The 15,768-nt window shown below is 71.1% G+C and carries 15 protein-coding genes; 7 read left to right on the forward strand and 8 right to left on the reverse strand.

The window, feature by feature from the left end; genetic code table 11:
* Nucleotides 1–33: 33 nt before the first annotated feature.
* Nucleotides 34–402 carry a Sec-independent protein translocase TatB gene (locus tag AB0I53_RS03485; RefSeq protein WP_358595751.1) on the reverse strand — a complete coding sequence of 123 codons (369 nt, stop codon included), beginning with the start codon at nucleotides 400–402 and terminating at the stop codon, nucleotides 34–36.
* Between the two features lie 459 nt (nucleotides 403–861).
* On the opposite strand from AB0I53_RS03485, the gene tatA reads away from it, so the two are divergent.
* On the forward strand, nucleotides 862–1,107 hold the full coding sequence (gene tatA, locus AB0I53_RS03490; protein WP_358595754.1) for a Sec-independent protein translocase subunit TatA: 246 nt from the start codon (nucleotides 862–864) through the stop codon (nucleotides 1,105–1,107).
* Nucleotides 1,108–1,383: 276 nt separating this feature from the next.
* Here tatA and AB0I53_RS03495 read toward each other — a convergent pair whose 3' ends face one another.
* Nucleotides 1,384–2,358 (reverse strand): magnesium transporter CorA family protein, encoded by a 975-nt coding sequence (locus tag AB0I53_RS03495; RefSeq protein ID WP_358595757.1) that lies wholly within the window; start codon nucleotides 2,356–2,358, stop codon nucleotides 1,384–1,386.
* Between the two features lie 185 nt (nucleotides 2,359–2,543).
* Between AB0I53_RS03495 and AB0I53_RS03500 the strand changes: the two genes are divergently transcribed.
* The gene (locus tag AB0I53_RS03500) at nucleotides 2,544–3,734 is read left to right on the forward strand and encodes a site-2 protease family protein (RefSeq protein WP_358595760.1); all 1,191 of its coding nucleotides are present in this window, start codon (nucleotides 2,544–2,546) and stop codon (nucleotides 3,732–3,734) included.
* 12 nt (nucleotides 3,735–3,746) lie between these two features.
* Here the strand turns inward: AB0I53_RS03500 and AB0I53_RS03505 are convergent, their stop codons facing one another.
* Nucleotides 3,747–5,063 carry a nicotinate phosphoribosyltransferase gene (locus tag AB0I53_RS03505; protein WP_358595763.1) on the reverse strand — a complete coding sequence of 439 codons (1,317 nt, stop codon included), beginning with the start codon at nucleotides 5,061–5,063 and terminating at the stop codon, nucleotides 3,747–3,749.
* 163 nt (nucleotides 5,064–5,226) lie between these two features.
* On the opposite strand from AB0I53_RS03505, the gene AB0I53_RS03510 reads away from it, so the two are divergent.
* The 3 genes from AB0I53_RS03510 (at nucleotide 5,227) to AB0I53_RS03520 (ending at nucleotide 8,200) form a co-directional block, all read left to right on the forward strand.
* Nucleotides 5,227–6,045 (forward strand): universal stress protein, encoded by an 819-nt coding sequence (locus AB0I53_RS03510; RefSeq protein WP_358595766.1) that lies wholly within the window; start codon nucleotides 5,227–5,229, stop codon nucleotides 6,043–6,045.
* 127 nt (nucleotides 6,046–6,172) lie between these two features.
* On the forward strand, nucleotides 6,173–6,658 hold the full coding sequence (locus tag AB0I53_RS03515; RefSeq protein ID WP_358595769.1) for a DoxX family protein: 486 nt from the start codon (nucleotides 6,173–6,175) through the stop codon (nucleotides 6,656–6,658).
* 207 nt (nucleotides 6,659–6,865) lie between these two features.
* Nucleotides 6,866–8,200, forward strand: coding sequence for an MFS transporter (locus tag AB0I53_RS03520; protein WP_358595772.1), 1,335 nt, complete (start codon nucleotides 6,866–6,868; stop codon nucleotides 8,198–8,200).
* Between the two features lie 81 nt (nucleotides 8,201–8,281).
* Here the strand turns inward: AB0I53_RS03520 and AB0I53_RS03525 are convergent, their stop codons facing one another.
* Nucleotides 8,282–8,905 carry a hypothetical protein gene (locus tag AB0I53_RS03525; protein WP_358595773.1) on the reverse strand — a complete coding sequence of 208 codons (624 nt, stop codon included), beginning with the start codon at nucleotides 8,903–8,905 and terminating at the stop codon, nucleotides 8,282–8,284.
* Between the two features lie 143 nt (nucleotides 8,906–9,048).
* Between AB0I53_RS03525 and AB0I53_RS03530 the strand changes: the two genes are divergently transcribed.
* Nucleotides 9,049–10,443 (forward strand): PLP-dependent aminotransferase family protein, encoded by a 1,395-nt coding sequence (locus AB0I53_RS03530; RefSeq protein ID WP_358595776.1) that lies wholly within the window; start codon nucleotides 9,049–9,051, stop codon nucleotides 10,441–10,443.
* Between the two features lies 1 nt (nucleotide 10,444).
* Here AB0I53_RS03530 and AB0I53_RS03535 read toward each other — a convergent pair whose 3' ends face one another.
* Nucleotides 10,445–13,699, reverse strand: coding sequence for a BTAD domain-containing putative transcriptional regulator (locus tag AB0I53_RS03535; protein ID WP_358595779.1), 3,255 nt, complete (start codon nucleotides 13,697–13,699; stop codon nucleotides 10,445–10,447).
* A 113-nt stretch (nucleotides 13,700–13,812) separates the two neighbouring features.
* Here AB0I53_RS03535 and AB0I53_RS03540 point away from each other — a divergent pair, with 113 nt between their 5' ends.
* Complete coding sequence (locus AB0I53_RS03540; RefSeq protein ID WP_358595781.1) at nucleotides 13,813–14,691, forward strand: alpha/beta hydrolase; 879 nt, start codon at nucleotides 13,813–13,815, stop codon at nucleotides 14,689–14,691.
* Here AB0I53_RS03540 and AB0I53_RS03545 read toward each other — a convergent pair.
* The 3 genes from AB0I53_RS03545 to AB0I53_RS03555 form a co-directional block, all read right to left on the reverse strand.
* A complete protein-coding gene (locus AB0I53_RS03545; RefSeq protein WP_358595784.1) occupies nucleotides 14,681–14,869 on the reverse strand; it encodes a hypothetical protein in 189 nt (62 codons plus the stop codon). The two genes, AB0I53_RS03540 and AB0I53_RS03545, sit on opposite strands and share 11 nt — an antisense overlap.
* On the reverse strand, nucleotides 14,835–15,050 hold the full coding sequence (locus AB0I53_RS03550; protein ID WP_358595787.1) for a hypothetical protein: 216 nt from the start codon (nucleotides 15,048–15,050) through the stop codon (nucleotides 14,835–14,837). The genes AB0I53_RS03545 and AB0I53_RS03550 overlap by 35 nt, the downstream gene beginning before the upstream one ends.
* A 147-nt stretch (nucleotides 15,051–15,197) precedes the next feature.
* A complete protein-coding gene (locus AB0I53_RS03555) occupies nucleotides 15,198–15,566 on the reverse strand; it encodes a helix-turn-helix domain-containing protein (RefSeq protein ID WP_358596242.1) in 369 nt (122 codons plus the stop codon).
* Nucleotides 15,567–15,768 lie beyond the last annotated feature (202 nt).

The following is a 15,768-nucleotide window of genomic DNA, read 5'->3' on the forward strand; positions in this document are numbered from 1 at the left end:
GAAGTTCTGTCACCAACTCGCAGGTGCCGGTTCTCAGGTGGCCTCGACGTCGAAGGGCGGTGTCTCGCCGGGGCGCGGGATTCGTTGCTGCGGGGCGGAAATCGCGGCGGGCACGGCATTCCGGCCGGCATCGTCGAGCAGGTAGTTCGCGACCGCGCGTCGCGGGTCGAGATTGCGCAGGTCGCCCAGCTGCCGCAGGGGTTCGCGCAGCTGCTCCAGCGGCTCCCGGATGCTGCGGTAGTCGTCGCCGAATTCCGAGCGGAGCTGCGTTTTCGCGTCCACGGCGTATCCGCGCACCTGCCGCATGGTTCGCGCCCACCACGCGGCAGCCTGGGGCAGTTTCTCCGGGCCCAGGATGAACAGGCCTGCGAGGAGCAGGACGGCGAGGTGTTCCAGGCTCATGCTGACTTTCTCCGTGGCAGAGTCGTCCCGGCCAACGTACACCCGCACCGGATCAGTTGACGCAAGGTACGCCACCGGCGGTGATGGCGTCGCCACTCGGCGTCGCGGGCCCGGCGCCGCGGCAACGGGTTTCGGCCCGAAGTCGACGTTCACCGTCACCGCCACAAACCCGTAGGATGATCATCCACAGTAGACCGCATGATGTCGGATGTTCATCTGCTCCTCGCCTGATCTCGAGGCTGGCGCCACATGTTCGACCAGGTCGCGCGGAGGCGGATTCGTCCTGGTCAGCAATCGAGCAGACATCCTGCGTGCCCTGAGGGCCGCGTATACTCCAACCCGTTGGGAAACGACGGGTCACCTGGTCTCACGGGGGCTGGCACACCACGGACTCCCCGCACCGGACGACGGCGGCGTCGCGGGGCCCAGGTGTCCACGACAGCGAATGGAAGTACGCCCATGGGTTCGCTCAGTGCCTGGCACTGGCTGATCGTGCTCGCCGCGGTCCTGCTGCTGTTCGGATCGGCGAAGCTGCCGCAGATGGCCCGCTCTCTCGGCCAGTCCGCCCGCGTGCTCAAAGCCGAAGCGCGCGGCCTGAAGGACGACGAGAAGGCCGCCACCGAGCACGAACAGGACAAGCTGGACTCCGGCAAGCCCAGCCCGCAGCAGGTCGACGACAAGCAGCGCAACGACCCGAAGAACTGACAGCTCCGCGCGAGGAGCCGCAGGCCCCGGCCGCCCACGGCGACCGGGGCTTTGCTGCGCCGGGGCTCGGTCGCATCCGCGAAAGGCCGGTCGTGCCCGAAGGATAAATTTCATTCAATACTGAAGATATCGACTACGTCGATCCCTCGGCGGAGTTCCGCTTCATCAATCCGGGACAGACCCGCACCGCGATCACGACCCCGGAATCATCAGCACCATCCACAAGGGACAGCGGCTCGAGGCAATCGACGGCGTACCGCGCCGGTTCGCCTTGCGCTACAGCCAGTCCCGCTTCTTGAACAGGGCGTAGATCGCGATGCACAGCACCACGGTCGCCGAGGCCGAGACCCAGAAACCCCACGGCTGCTGGGCACCCGGGTACGGCACGTTCTGCCCGTAGAAACCGGTGATCGCCGTGGGCACGGCGATGATCGCGGCCCAGCCGGTGACCTTCTTCATGATCATGTTCAGCCGGTGGCCCTGCAGGTTGAGCTGGGTTTCCCGCACCGTCGTGATCAGATCCCGCAGCGACTCGGTCCACTCCGAGGCCCGCAGCACGTGGTCCTGGACGTCGTGGAAGTACGGTGCCAGGGTCTCGTCGACCAGCCGCATGTCCGGCCGCGCGACGGTGTTCAGCACCTCCCGCATCGGCACGACCGCGCGCCGCATCCGCACCAGGCTCTTGCGCAGGTGCAGCGAGCGCCGTTGCAGGGCGTCGTGGTCCGGTTTGTCGTCGAACACCAGATCTTCCAACGCTTCGATCTGGTCGTCCAGCACCTGCGCGGCCTCGAAGTGGCCATCGACGATGTAGTCCAGCAGCCCGTGCAGCAGGAAACCGGCTCCGCTCTTGGCCAGCCCCTCCGGCGCGGTGTCCCAGCGGTGCACGACGGCGTCGATGTCGAAGTGCTCGTCCTTGCGGACCGTGACCAGCGCGCGGTCGGTGATGAAGGCCGCCAGCTCCGAGGTGCGCAGGTGCCCGGTCTGCGGGTTCATCCGCACCGCGTAGGCGGTGAGCAGCGAGTGGGTGCGGAAGCACTCCAGCTTGGCCCGCTCCTGGGTGTGGATCGCACCCTCCACCGCCAGTTCGTGCAGCCCGAGCTCTTCGCTGATGGCGGCCAGGTCCTCAGCCGTGGGTGCGCAGAAGTCCAGCCACACCGTCGCGGCGGCGTCGGCGAGGTGGTCGGAAACGTCGGCTACGGGGAAGTCTTCGGCGTCGAGGACGCCGTTGCGGTACACGCGGGTGCGAGCCATGACTGGACAGGCTAACGATCACACCCCAGAAGACGTGAGGACTTCGTCGAACACGTGATCCAGGAGACAACCTCCCCACCCGGATCGCGGTTCGTCGCGCTCTCGCACCGCCGCTCCGGCTCGGCGTGATCCTGGGAACGGGGAGGCACACTGGGGGTGAGGCTCAATCCTGCAGAGGTGCTGTCATGCGCGGAACGGTTCCGGTGGGGCGAGTGGCTGGGGTGCGGATCGGGCTGCACTGGAGCGTGCTCGGCATCGTCGCGCTGGTCGCCGCCGGGCTGGCCGGCTACCAGCTGCCGCTGGCGTTTCCCGGGCACTCCACCTTCGGCTACGCGCTGGCCGGGGTGGTCGCCGCGGTCCTCCTGGTCGGTTCGCTGCTGGCGCACGAACTCGCGCACGCGATCGTGGCCCGCCGCAACGGCGTCGCGGTCGAGGGCATCACGCTGTGGCTGCTGGGCGGCATCGCCCGGTTGCGGGACGAGGCGCGCAGTCCCGGCGCCGACCTGCGCATATCGATCGTCGGGCCCGTCACCAGCGCCGTGGCGGGCGTGGTCTTCGGCGTGCTGGCCTGGGGCGCGGCCCGGTTGGACGCGGGCGGCCTGGTCGTGGGGGTGCTGACCTACCTGGCCCTGCTGAACCTCGTGCTGGCGGTGTTCAACCTCGTTCCGGCCGCTCCGCTGGATGGTGGCCGCGTGCTGCGCGCGGCGCTGTGGCGGTGGCGCGGTGACCGGTTCGAAGCCGCCGCGTGGTCGGCACGCGCCGGGCTCGGGCTCGGTTTCCTGCTGATCGCCGCCGGATTCGCGCAGCTGATCATCCAGGGCGCCGAGGGGATGTGGTGGATCCTGCTGGGGCTCTTCATCACGAGCATCGCCTTCGCCGAGGAGCGCCAGGCCCGCGTGGGGATGGCGCTGTCCGGAGTGCGGATGCGGGATGTGATGTCGCATCCGGTCGAGACGGTCGACGGCCGGTTGACGACCGGCGAGTTCCTGGATCGCGATCCCGGGCACGCCAGCTTCCCCGTGATGCGCGAGGACGGCGGCGTCGACGGATTGCTCTCGCTCCGCCACGTCCGCTCCCTCGCCGCGCACGGTCAACCGCCGGCCACGCTGCACGACGCGGCCTGCCCGATGGACCGTGTGCCCACCGCGGCACCGGACGAGCCGCTGCCAGCGGTCCTGGCCCGGCTGTCGGAATCCACCGACGGCCGTCTCCTGGTCTTCGACGACGGCCGATTGGTGGGCATCGTCTCGCCGTCGGACATCAGCCGCGCCGTCGCGGCGCACGGCATCCAAATCGCCCTGCCCGCGGCGGTGGAACGCGAAGCGAACCGGCAGGCCCCACCGCCGAACTGGTGGTATCCCGGCAAACCGCGCTGACCGAGCGGGCCTTCACAACGCCTGTTCGAGGCGATGCCGGACGGCTTCGGCGGACCGCACCAGCATCGGCGTCGAGAGCACGTCGACCGGTTCGGGGCCGGTGAGCCGGCGGGCCGGTTCGGGAAGCCACCTCAGGTCCTGCTCGAACCGGCGCTGCGCCGCCTGGACCGGCTCCTGCTGATCCACCCGCACGCCGCCGCACATGACCGGCTGCAGGAGCGGTTCGCGGCCCGTCGGCGGCTCCTCAGTGCGCAGCGCGAGCAGATCGGGCTGCCCGGGTTCGCCGCGGTAGACCTGTTTCGCGCCGGGCGCGGTCAGCTTGCCCGCGGACAGCTTCATCACCGGCGCCCCGCCGCATTCGACCAGTTTGTACGCGCTGTCCAGGGACGGCGCGTCGGCGGAAACGCCCATCCTGGTGCCCACGCCGAACATTTCGATCGGTGCGGCGGCGAGTTCCGCGAGCGAGTGTTCGTCGAGCCCACCGCTGGCCATGATCCGGGCGCGCGGAAAACCTGCGTCGTCGAGCAGCCGCCGCGCCTGCACCGCGAGCTCGCCGAGGTCGCCGGAATCCAGCCGGATCCCGATGCGGCTGCCGGCGGGCAGCTCCCGGGCGACGTCGATCGCCGCACGCACGCCGCTCAGCGTGTCGTAGGTGTCGACCAGGAACACCGCGGCATCCGGGAAATCGGCGGCGAACGCGCGGAACGCGGTGCGCTCGTCGGGGAACGCCTCGACGTAGGAGTGCGCCATCGTCCCGGCGGCCCACAGCCCGAACTCGCGTGCGGCGGCGACGTAGCTGGTGCCCGCGAACCCCGCGATGGCCGATGCGCGAGCGACCGCCCGGGCCGCCTCCAGCCCGTGGGTTCGGCGGGCGGCGAAGTCGACCAGATCCGCGTGCGGCGCGGCGATCCGGCAGCGCGCCGCCTTGGCCGCCACCGCCGTCTGGAACGTCACGAAGTTCAGCAGCGCCGTCTCCACCAGCTGCGCCTGCGGGAGCGGTGCCGTCACCTCCAGGATGGGTTCACCGGCGAAGACCACCCGGCCCTCGGGAACGGCCCGCACGTCGCCGGTGAAGCGCAGTTCCGCCAGCGCGGCCAGATCGCCCTCCGGCAGGTGCACGACGTCGCCGAGGTAGGCCAGGTCGGAGGCGGCGAAGTGCAGCCGTTCCAGGAAGTCCAGACAATCGGCGAGCCCCGCGGCTACCAGGAATCCGCGCTCGCGCGGCATTTCCCGCGTGAACAGGCTGAACGTCGCGGGCAACGTCATGCCCCGGCGCAGATAGCTGGCCGCCATCCTGATCTCGTAGAGATCGGTGCACAGACCCGTCATCGCCGCGGTCGCCTCCCCTGCTCGACGATCGCGCCCGCCTCGCCTCTCCGACCAGAGGAGATGGTCACCGCGCACTCCGTACGCGCCGGTAGGGCCGATCGGCCCTAGCGGCGCGCCCGCCCGGTTGGCAAGGTCGCGCAGGAACCTCGTGGGGGCGCGGAACATGGCGCGAGAAGAACAGTCCGTAGTGGTCGGGGTGGACGGCTCCGGCGCTTCGACGCGGGCGGCGCTCTGGGCGGCCGCGGAAGCCGTTCGCCTGTCGGTGCCGTTGCGACTCGTGCTGGTCAGCGACGATCCCGCGCGGGAGCCGTATGCCAAGGAACTGGTTCACGACATCGATGCCCGCTGCCGGCACGCCGTCGGCGAGCTGGAAATCGTCGACGAGGTCGCCTACGGCCATCCCGCCGCGGAGTTGGTGCACCGGTCGGCCTCCGCCCGGCTGATGGTGGTGGGTTCGCACGGTCACGGCGCCCTCCGGGGCGCGCTGCTCGGTTCGATCAGCGCGGCAGTGGCCGCCCATGCCACGTCTCCGGTCGTCGTGGTGCGCGGTGTCGGCCCGGCGAAGTCCGGCCCGGTCGTCGTCGGAGTCGACGACTCGCCGGGCAGCCGAACGGCCTTGCACTACGCCTTCGACGCCGCCAACCGGCGGCACAGCGAACTGGTCGCCGTGCAGGCGCTGCCGAACTCGTACTTCATCCCCGGCCCCCACGACGGCAAGGATCGCGACGAGCTGTTCACCCAGGCCGAACTGCGCCTCGCCGAGCAGGTGTCTGTCTGGATCGACACCTATCCGGAGGTCTCCGTGCGCCGGATCGCGTCGAACGTCCCGCCGGTGACGGCCCTGTGCGAAGCCGCCCAGCACGCGCAGCTGCTGGTGGTCGGTCAGCGCGGGCGCGGAGGTTTCACCGCGCTGCGGCTGGGATCGGTGGCGAGGGGCGTCCTGCACCACGCACCGTGCCCGGTCGCGGTGGTCCCCCGCTGACCACAGTGGATAGTTGCGGCCGCGCAGCACACACTGCGGTCCCGCTGTGCGGGAACCGACTTCCCGGGCCGAAAGGGAGGATTCGGTCGATCTCGCAGGCGAAGTCCGATTGCGGGACACTGCCCGCATGACGTCGACGCCACCGGCGACCGCGACGTTGCGGATGCGGTTGCTGGGCACCACCGCACCGAAGGCCGTCGTGCTGATCCGGTTCGTGGTGGGCTGGATCTTCCTGACCGAAGGGGTGCAGAAGTTCCTGTTCCCCGGCGAGCTGGGCCCCGGCCGCTTCGCCAAGACTCCGCTGCCCGCGCCGGAGTTCTTCGCCTACCTCGACGGCGTGTTCGAGATCGCGTGCGGCGCGCTGCTCATCGTCGGCCTGCTGACCCGGCTGGCGGCCATCCCGATGATCATCGACATGCTGGGCGCGCAGATCCTCACGAAGGCCGCCATCCTCACCCACCAGGGATTCTGGAGCTACATGCACGAGTCACGGGTGGAGTGGGCCCAGCTGTTCGGCTCGGTGTTCCTGCTGATCGTCGGCGCGGGAGCGTTCTCCCTGGACGCCCGCCTATCGGCACCGCGCCGAAGCACCGGCAACACCGGAACTCCCTAGCTCGCCGAATTTCCCGTGATCAACCCGTGACTTCCGCCGAGCCGGGAACATCTGTCGCACCTCTGATGCAGGATGGCCCACCAGGAGCCTCGTGGCGGCGTTCCGCCCGCCTGTGTGCCGACGCACTCCGCCTTGAGCTTCTCCGGGGCGACCGGCGATGATCTTGCCGTGGCCCCGTCGCCACCTCGACACCGTGAGGACTGCCCGATGACCACCCACGACGGCGAAGTCGCGTTACCGACGCGCCGGATCGCGCTCGCTTCCTTCGCCGGCACGACGATCGAGTTCTACGACTTCTTCATCTATGGCACCGCGGCCGCGCTGGTGTTCCCCAAGGTCTTCTTCCCCGCGCTCGGCACCGCGGCCGGCACCATCGCCTCGCTCGCCTCGGTCGCGGTGGCGTTCATCGCCCGCCCGCTCGGCTCCGCGCTGTTCGGCCACCTCGGCGACCGGCTGGGGCGCAAGCGGACCCTCGTCTACACGCTGCTGCTGATGGGGCTTTCGACCGTGGCCATCGGTGCGCTGCCCGGCTCGGCGACGATCGGGATCGCCGCGCCGATCATCCTCATGGTCCTGCGGTTCCTGCAGGGCGTCGCGGTGGGCGGCGAATGGGGCGGAGCGGCGCTGCTGGCGGTGGAGTACGCCCCGCCCGGCAAGCACGGCCGCTTCGGGATGTTCCCGCAGCTGGGCCCCGGCACGGCCTTCGGCCTGAGCAGTGCGACGTTCCTGGTGGTCGAGCTGCTCCTGAGCCCGGACGCGTTCCTGGCGTGGGGATGGCGGATCCCGTTCCTGCTCAGCTCCCTGCTGGTCATCATCGGCCTCTACGTGCGGCTGCGGGTCGAGGAGACCCCGGTCTTCCGCGAGCTGCACGCCGAGCGGGAACGCCGGATCCGGGACGCCGCGCCGCTGCGCGCCGCGTTCGGCCGCGACACCCGCTTGATCCTGCTCGCCGGGGGCACCGTGGCCGCGGCGTTCGCCCTGAACTACATGGGCACCGTCTACCTCACCACCTACGGCAGCACGGTGCTCGCGATCCCGCGCCCCACCATGCTCGCGCTCGGCGTGGTGGGCGGGATCGTGCTGGCCGGAGCCACGGCGGCCGGCGCGGCCGCGTCGGACCGGTTCGGCAGGCGCCGGGTGGTCCTCACCGGCAACCTGGTCACCCTCGCATGCGGCCTGATCGCCTTTCCGATCATCGACACCGGGAACACCGCGCTGGTCGGGATCGGCCTGTGCCTGCTGATGATCGGCGGCGGCATTGTCCTCGGCCCGGCGGCCGCCTACCTGGCGGAGCTGTTCGCCACCGGGCACCGCTACACCGCGGCGGGCATGAGCTACAACGTGGCCACCATCATCGGCGGCGGTGTGCCGCCCGTCCTCGCCGCGGGCCTGGTCGCCGCGTACGGCAGCAACGCCATCGGGGTGATGCTCGGGGTGTACGGCGTGCTGAGCATCGCCTGCGGCCTGCTGCTGCCGGAAACGAAGGAACGCTCGCTCCGCCAGATCGGAGCCACGGAACCGGAATCGGCTGCTACGCGCTGATGCAGCTCGCCGAATGCACCGAACAACCGACGGCCCCGGGAACGCCTCCCGGGGCCGTCGGCCGGAGCTGATCCACTGTGGTCACTCGCGGTCGCCGGCTAGGCGAACGGTCGTGAAGCGCAGGAAGTTCTGCACCATCGGGCCCATGCAGAACGCGATCAGCACCGTTCCGAATCCGACCGTGCCGCCCAGGAGCCAGCCGGCGGCCAGGACGACCACCTCGATTCCAGTGCGGACCATCCAGATCGGCTTGCCGGTGATGCGGACCGCACCGGTCATCAGCCCGTCCCGCGGCCCGGAGCCGAACCTGGCCCCCAGGTAGACGGCGTCGCAGAAGGTCAGCATCAGCAGCCCCAGGAGGAAGTAGCCGAGCTGCTGCGGAAACGAACCAGGCATCGGCACGAAGAGAGCCGCCACATCCGCGGACGTTCCGACCAGGACGACGTTCAGGAAGGTGCCGATTCCCGGCAGTTCCCGGAGCGGGATCCAGCAGAGCAGCACGGCGACGGCCGTCAGGTTCGTCGCCCAGCCGAACGTCATCCCCGAGCGCAGCGAGATGCCCTCCGCCAAGACGCTCCAGCTGGAGGCCCCCAGCGACGACTGGACCAGGAACGTGAGGGCCGTGCCGTAGCCGACCAGCCCCACGATCAGTTGCGGCAACCGCCAGGCCTTCTTCTCGGCGCGGAGCTGCTCGACGGCCGTCATCCGGCGTGCCACCGAATTGCGGCGGCTTTTCGGTTGCGAGATCGAAGCCACAGGTGTCCTCAACGTCCTTCCGGGATCAACACCGACGATCGTGCAGGCCATCTGGCATCGAATGAAAGGGCCAGATCGTAGACTCTGGCCTCATGCACACGAGCAGCCACGCGCTCGCCCGGCTGCTGGGCGACTGGTCCACCGGCCCGGGGCCCGCGCACCGCCGGCTCGCCGATCTGATCCGCCTGCTGATCCTCGACGGCCGGCTGCCGCTGGCCACCACGATGCCGGGCGAGCGGGACCTCGCCGCGGTCCTCGGGATCAGCCGCACCACGGTGTCGACGGCCTACGCCGCCCTGCACGAGCAGGGATACCTCAGCGCTCGCGCCCGCTCGCGCAGCCGCACCCGGGTTCCGCCGGGCGCCGGGAGCCAACCGGAGCCGGGCGCCACCGGCCGCGACCTGATCGACTTCTCCCACGCGGCTCCGCCCGCTCCCGGCGAGGCCCTGCACCGGGCGTACCGCCGGGCGCTGGACCAGCTCCCCCGCCACCTGCCACGGCACGGCTACTCGCAGCTCGGCCTGGCCGAGCTGCGCACCGCCATCGCTCGGCGGTACGCCGACCGCGGGCTCGCGACGACCCCGGACCAGATCCTGATCACCAACGGCGCCCAGCACGCCCTCGGGCTGATCGCGCGCACGTTGCTGCGGCCCCGCAGCCGCGTGGTCGTCGACCACCCCACCTATCCGCATGCGCTGCAGGTCTTCCGCTCGGCCGGGTGCCGGATCGTCCCGGTGCCGGTCACCGACACCGGGTGGGACGTTGACAGCCTGTCTGCGGCCACCCGCGGCGCCACGATGGCGTACCTCCTGCCGGACTTCCACAACCCGACCGGCCTGTGCCTGCCGGAGCGGGATCGGGCCGAGCTGCGGCTCGGCTGCCCTGTGGTGGTGGACGAGACGATGGCCGAGCTCGCGCTCGACGTCGATCCGCCGGTTCCGCTGGCCGCGCACCACGCGGGCGTCATCTCGATCGGCTCGGCGGCCAAGACATTCTGGGGCGGCCTGCGGGTCGGGTGGGTCCGCACCGACGCCGACCTCGTCCAGCAGCTCGGGCAGGCGCGCGCCGGCACCGATCTGGGCACGCCGGTGGTGGAGCAGCTCGCCTGCGTCGAGCTGTTGGGCGAGATCGACCGGCTCCTGCCCGACCGGCTGGCCGACCTCCGCCTGCGCCGCGCCCTGCTGCTGGACCTGCTGGCCGAGCGCCTGCCCGACTGGACGATCACCCCGTCCGCGGGCGGCTTGTCGGTGTGGGCTCGGCTTCCCCAGCCGACGAGCTCGGCGTTGGCTGCCGTGGCTCCGCAGTTCGGCGTGCGCCTGGCGGCCGGGCCGCGCTTCGGGATCGGCGGTGCCTTCGAGCGCTTCGTGCGGCTGCCCTACTCCCTGGACGCCGCGGAGATGACGGCAGGAATCGATGGCATCGCCGAGGCACTCGCGGCCGTCCGGGCGGGGCGCCGCGCCGACACGCCACCGGCCGCGCTGGCCTGAATCACGCCAGGCGGGCGAGCGCGGCGGCGATCCAGTGCGGCGCCCCGGCCTGCCGCGCGACTACCGCCGCTTGCCGGTAGTGGTTCCCGGCCTCTTCGCGTCGGTCCAGCGCGACGGCGAGGTCGCCCAGGTACTGCGCGACGGGGCCGAGCACTAGCAGGCCGCTGCCGGCACCGGCGAGTTCGCCCGCTGCGGGCTGGAGCAGCTCGTAGACGCGTTCCATCATCGGCCGGTCCGCGAGGCCGATGGCCAGCACGGCTTCCAGGCACAAGAGCGCCTCGTAGAGCAGATCGCGGGGCGAGTCGGGCAGCGCCCGCGCCGCTTCCCGGGCCTGCTCGCGGTGACCGGCGGCGAGCAGGCCCAGCGGGCGCACCCACTCCTCGTACGGGCCCCAGTCCGCATTCCAGTCCACTTCGGACAGATCTGGCGAGCGCAGGCCCAGCAGGGCGAGCGGGAGGACGCCCTGCTCCACGCCCCACATCCCGGTGCCCCTCAGCCGGATCGCGGCCGCGCGGTAAGCGGCCTCCGCTGTCTCCGATTCGCCGGAAACCGCCAGCCGCAGCGCGGCGTACCAATCGGTGAACACGCCGACCAGGGGAATCTCGTAGCGCTGGGCGAGCCGGTCGGCCGCGGCGGCGTGCGCGTCGGCGGCGGCGAACTCGGCCAGCGCGCAGTGGGCCTGGATGAGGATCAGGTGGCCGAGCACTTCGAAGGTCACCAGGCCGTGGCGCTCGGCCAGGTCGACCAGTTCCGCGCCGATGCGGGCTCGCTGCGGGGCGAGCCCGGCGCGCTGGAAGGACTGCATGAACCGGCCGTTGAGGGCGAACGCCAGCAGCGCCGGATCGTCCAGCTCGCGGGCGATTTCCTCGGCCTCGACGGCGGCCTGGTGCCCGCGTTCCGCCCGCGTGCCACGAAGTTCCAGCGCGAGGGTGCTGAGCAGTCGGCTGCGTTCTTCGGCTCGGTCTCGCGGCAAGGCCGCCAGGGTGCGCTCGGTGGTCTCGATGACCTGCCGCGCGACGTCTTCGTCATCGTTGCGCGTCCAGATCGCGGGCACGTCGAACGCGCCGATCACCCGGGCCGTCAACTCGGGATCGCAGAGCTCGTCGGCCGTGGCGATCGCCTCTGCGCGGTACCGCCGGGAGTCCTCGAGCCCACCTGCGACGGCGAGGGTCCGCACCAGACCCGTGATCAGTTCGAGCCGGGCGCGCGCATCGCCGATGCCGGCACGGTCGTGGGCCGCGACCGCCTGCCGCCACAGCCGCGCCGCCTCGTGCGGGGCGAACCGCCGCTCGGCCGCTTCGGCGGCGGCCTTGGCGTAGTGGGCGGCACGGCTCGCTGCCCGGCTGTCATCGGCGTAGAAGTAGTGGTGGGCCAGGGATTCCACCGCGCCGGGCCGAAGCTGCTCGATCGTCTCGGCGATGGTGGCGTGCCAGCGGGCGCGGCGCAGTCGCGGCGCCTCCTCGTAGAGCGTGTCGCGGATCAGCTCGTGGGTGAACCGCAACCGGTTCGGCCCCGGTTCGTCCACGAATCCCATGAGCAGCGCCGATTCCACGGCGTCGAGCACCGGTTCTTCGTCGCCGGCCAGCGGGATGAGCAGGTCTAGGTCCACGTCGCGGCCGATGACCGCGGCCTGGCGCAGGATCGTGCGCGCCTGCTGGGAGAGCGCGGCCAGGCGGCGGCGGATGACGTCCCGCACGCCCGCCGGGACGCCGGACAGCGCCTCACTCCCCTCGGCGTCGAACAGTCGCGTGAGCTCGCGGACGAAGAACGGGTTTCCTCCGCTGCGCCGGTGGATCGCGCGGATGGTCGCCGCATCCGGCTCCCCGCCGACGAGAGCGCGGACTAGTCTGTCCACTTCAGACTCGTTCAGGCCGCCCAGGTAGATCCGGGCCGGCTCGGCCGGGGCGAAGCGGCCGAGCGCATCGGTGAGCGCGGCCGAGATCTCGGTGCTGCGGTAGGTCACCACGATCAGCACCGGCCGGTCGATGGGTGCCGCGGCCAGGAAAGCCAGCAGGGAGAGGGTTTCCTCGCCGGCCCGGTGCAGATCGTCGAAGACCAGCAGCACGGGTGCGCCCTCGGCGACGGCGGCCAGGTAGGAAGCGGCCTCCCGGTGCATGCGGAACCGGGCCGTGGCGGGATCTTCGCTCGCTGCCGGTGGGACGGCCGGCGGAGGCGGGTGTCCCGCGGCGGCGAGTGCGGTGGTGATCTCCGTCCAAGGCCAGCCGGCGGGTGCCCCGTCATGTTCCGGGCTGCGTCCCCAGGCGGTGATCCAGCCGGCAGCCGCCAGCTCGCCGGTCAGGGTTTCGGCGAGCGCGGTCTTGCCCGCACCGGCCTCACCGGAGATCAACGCCAGGCCGAGGCGGTCTCGCGCCCCAGCGGCGGCGGCCGCCAGCTGCGCGAGCTCTGCCGCACGGCCGACGATCGGCTGCTCGATGCCGGTGGCCGGCGCTTCGGTCGGGATCGGCGCTGCGGACAGGTGCGGTGCCTGGCTGAGGATGTCCGCCTCCAGCCGTTGCAGGTCCCGGCCGGGATCCACGCCCAGTTCGGTCGCCAGGACCTTGCGCGCCTCGCGGAGCACGCCCAAGGCGTCGCCTTGCCGGCCGCTGCGGTAGAGCGCGAGCGCCAGCAGCTGCCAAGCGGTCTCGCGCCAAGGGTGTTCGGCGACCTGGCCTTCCAGATCGGGCACTGTCTCCGCGGCCCGTCCCAGCGCCAGCGCCGCCTGCGCCCGCCGCTCCACGGCCAGCAGCCGCAGTTCGTCGAGGCGCGAGATCTCGTGACGCGCCCAGGCCCTGTCGTCGAACTCCGCGAGCGCAGGCCCCCGCCACAGCGCCAGGGCCTCGTCCAAACCGGACAGCGCCGCCTCGAACCGCCCCGCCGCGAGCCGGGACGCGGAGTCGCCCACCGCCGCCTCGAACCGCCAGGCGTCCACCGATCCGGATGCGGCGCGCAGCGCATAGCCCGGCGCCGCGGTCACCAACAATCGGGCGGGCGCGCGGGGCGGCCGGTCCGGTTCGAGCGCTCGGCGCAAGCCGGAAACCACGGTCCGGATGGTGCTGACCGCGCTCTCCGGCGGTTCGTCCCACATGTCATCGATGAGCCGGTTGAGCGGCACGACCCGGCCCCTGGCGATCAGCAGTCGAGCCAGCACGGCGCGGTGCAGCGGTCCTTTGAGGTCGACCGGGCCGTGCACGTCGACGGCTTCCAGCGAACCGAGCACGCCGAAGGTCACCGTCGACGCGCTCACCTGCACAGACACGCCACGCACTGTATAGGCCACCGCGTGAGCCCGAGCGCTGAGCCGCTGTTGACCGGTTGTTAATCGGCCGCGCGCAGGCTCGACGTGTCAACGCGAAACGAGAGAGGCCCAGCATGGCACCAACGATCACCGGATTCGACTACCAGCGCGTCACCGTCGCCGACGGTGTGGCGCTGAACGCCGCCGTCGGCGGCTCCGGCAGCCCCGTCGTGCTGCTGCATGGCTTCCCGCAGACCCACCTGATGTGGCGGCACGTCGCCGCCGACCTCGCCGCCGACCACACCGTCATCTGCCCCGACCTGCGCGGATACGGCGACAGCGACAAGCCCGCCGACGCCGACGGCCAGACCTACTCCAAGCGCACCATGGCCGCCGACGTCGTCGCCCTCGCCCGTGCCTTCGGCCACGAGCGCTTCGCGCTGGCCGGGCACGACCGCGGCGCCCTGGTCGCCATCCGGGCCGGCCTCGACCATCCCGACGCGATCACCCACCTCGCCTCCCTCGACGTGCTGCCAACGCTCGACATGTGGAACGTCATGCGGGGCACCTCGGCCGCCGTGGGCTTCCACCTCTACCTGATGGCCCAGCCGCCCGGCCTGCCCGAGCAGATGATCAGCGCCAGCGCCGACGCCTTCTTCGGCCACTTCCTCGACATCTGGGCCCAGGACCCCAACGCCATCCCCGCCGACGTGCGCGCCGCCTACCTGAAGGCCTCCCGCGAAGCGGTCACGTCGATCGTCGCCGACTACCGCGCATCTGCCCACATCGACGTCGAACACGACGAAGCCGACCGGAACTCCGGCAATCGACTGCGGATGCCGGTGACCGTCCTGCAACAGGACTGGGGCGCCATGCTCGGCTTCGACGCCGCCGGACTCTGGCGCGAATGGGCGCCCGACCTCCGCCACATCCCCGTCTCCTGCGGCCACTTCATGGCCGAAGAAGCCCCGGCGGAGATCACCAAGGCCCTGCGCGACCTCCTCACCCGGTGACCGGCTCCGCAGGCGCCCGGCGAATGGGGATCGCGGTCGGCTCGGCGGCGGTCGTCAGGAAGTCCCGCACGAGCGAGGTGACCAGCTCCGGCTTGTCGTGCAGGAGGGCGTGCGACGTGCCGGGCACTACGGCGAGCTCGGAGTCAGGCAGGCTGCGGTAGCTCCACGGTGTGCTCAAGCGTCACCAGATCGTCGTCGGCGGCGATCACCAGGGTGCGGATGGCGAGCCGCGCCAGCTCGTCCGTGGTGACACCGAGGTGCTCGTCGGCCATGTCGGCGAGCTTGTGGGCGAACACCGGGAAGTGCTCCCGGCCATCCGGAGACACCTCGGCGTAGGCGTCGATGATTTCGTCGGGCATCCGGCCCGACGGCGTCGCGGTCGGGCCGGATGATCCAGCCGTCCCGGTCGAACACGCCGCTGATCAGGACCAGTCTCCTCGCGCTGCCTATCCCGGCGAGATTGGACCAGCGGCAACGCTCGAACTCATCGGAACCGCTGTGGCCGGTCAGGTGTGCTGCTGCGCGTCGAAGCGGTCGCGGGATGCCTCGATCTCGTCGAGGTGCGTGCGGGACCACGCGCACATGCCGTTGACGGTGTCGCGAAGCGCTCGGCCCGCATCAGTGAGGCGGTACTCGACGCGCGGCGGCACGGTCGCGTGCACCGTCCGGTGCACCACGCCGTCGCGTTCGAGCCTTCGCAGCGTTTGGGTGAGCATCTTGTGGCTGATGCCCTCCACCTCGGCCCGCAGTTCGGTGAAGCGCAAGGTGCGGTCCCGCAAGACTTCGATGATCAGGAGCGACCACTTGTTGGCCACTCCAGTGAAGATCTCGCGGGCGAGGGAGTCGGCACGTGTCACATCGGCGTCCTCCGGCATGCGCCCGGCCTGCTCTGCTCCCACGAAGTAGTTCCCCTCTCGCCCGGAAAGTGCGTTCTGCTCCGAAAGCGTACTCACCTGCGGTGCCTCTGTTACCAGAAGAGACCACCGCGGAGCACGTCGGTCGTGAGTGTTTTGGGTCAAGGGCGTCGGCGCCGCGTCGAGGAACGCCGTGACGGCCTGCGCAGCGCACTGGCCCACT

The sequence above is a fragment of the Saccharopolyspora sp. NPDC050389 genome (assembly GCF_040655595.1).
GTDB lineage: Bacteria > Actinomycetota > Actinomycetes > Mycobacteriales > Pseudonocardiaceae > Saccharopolyspora.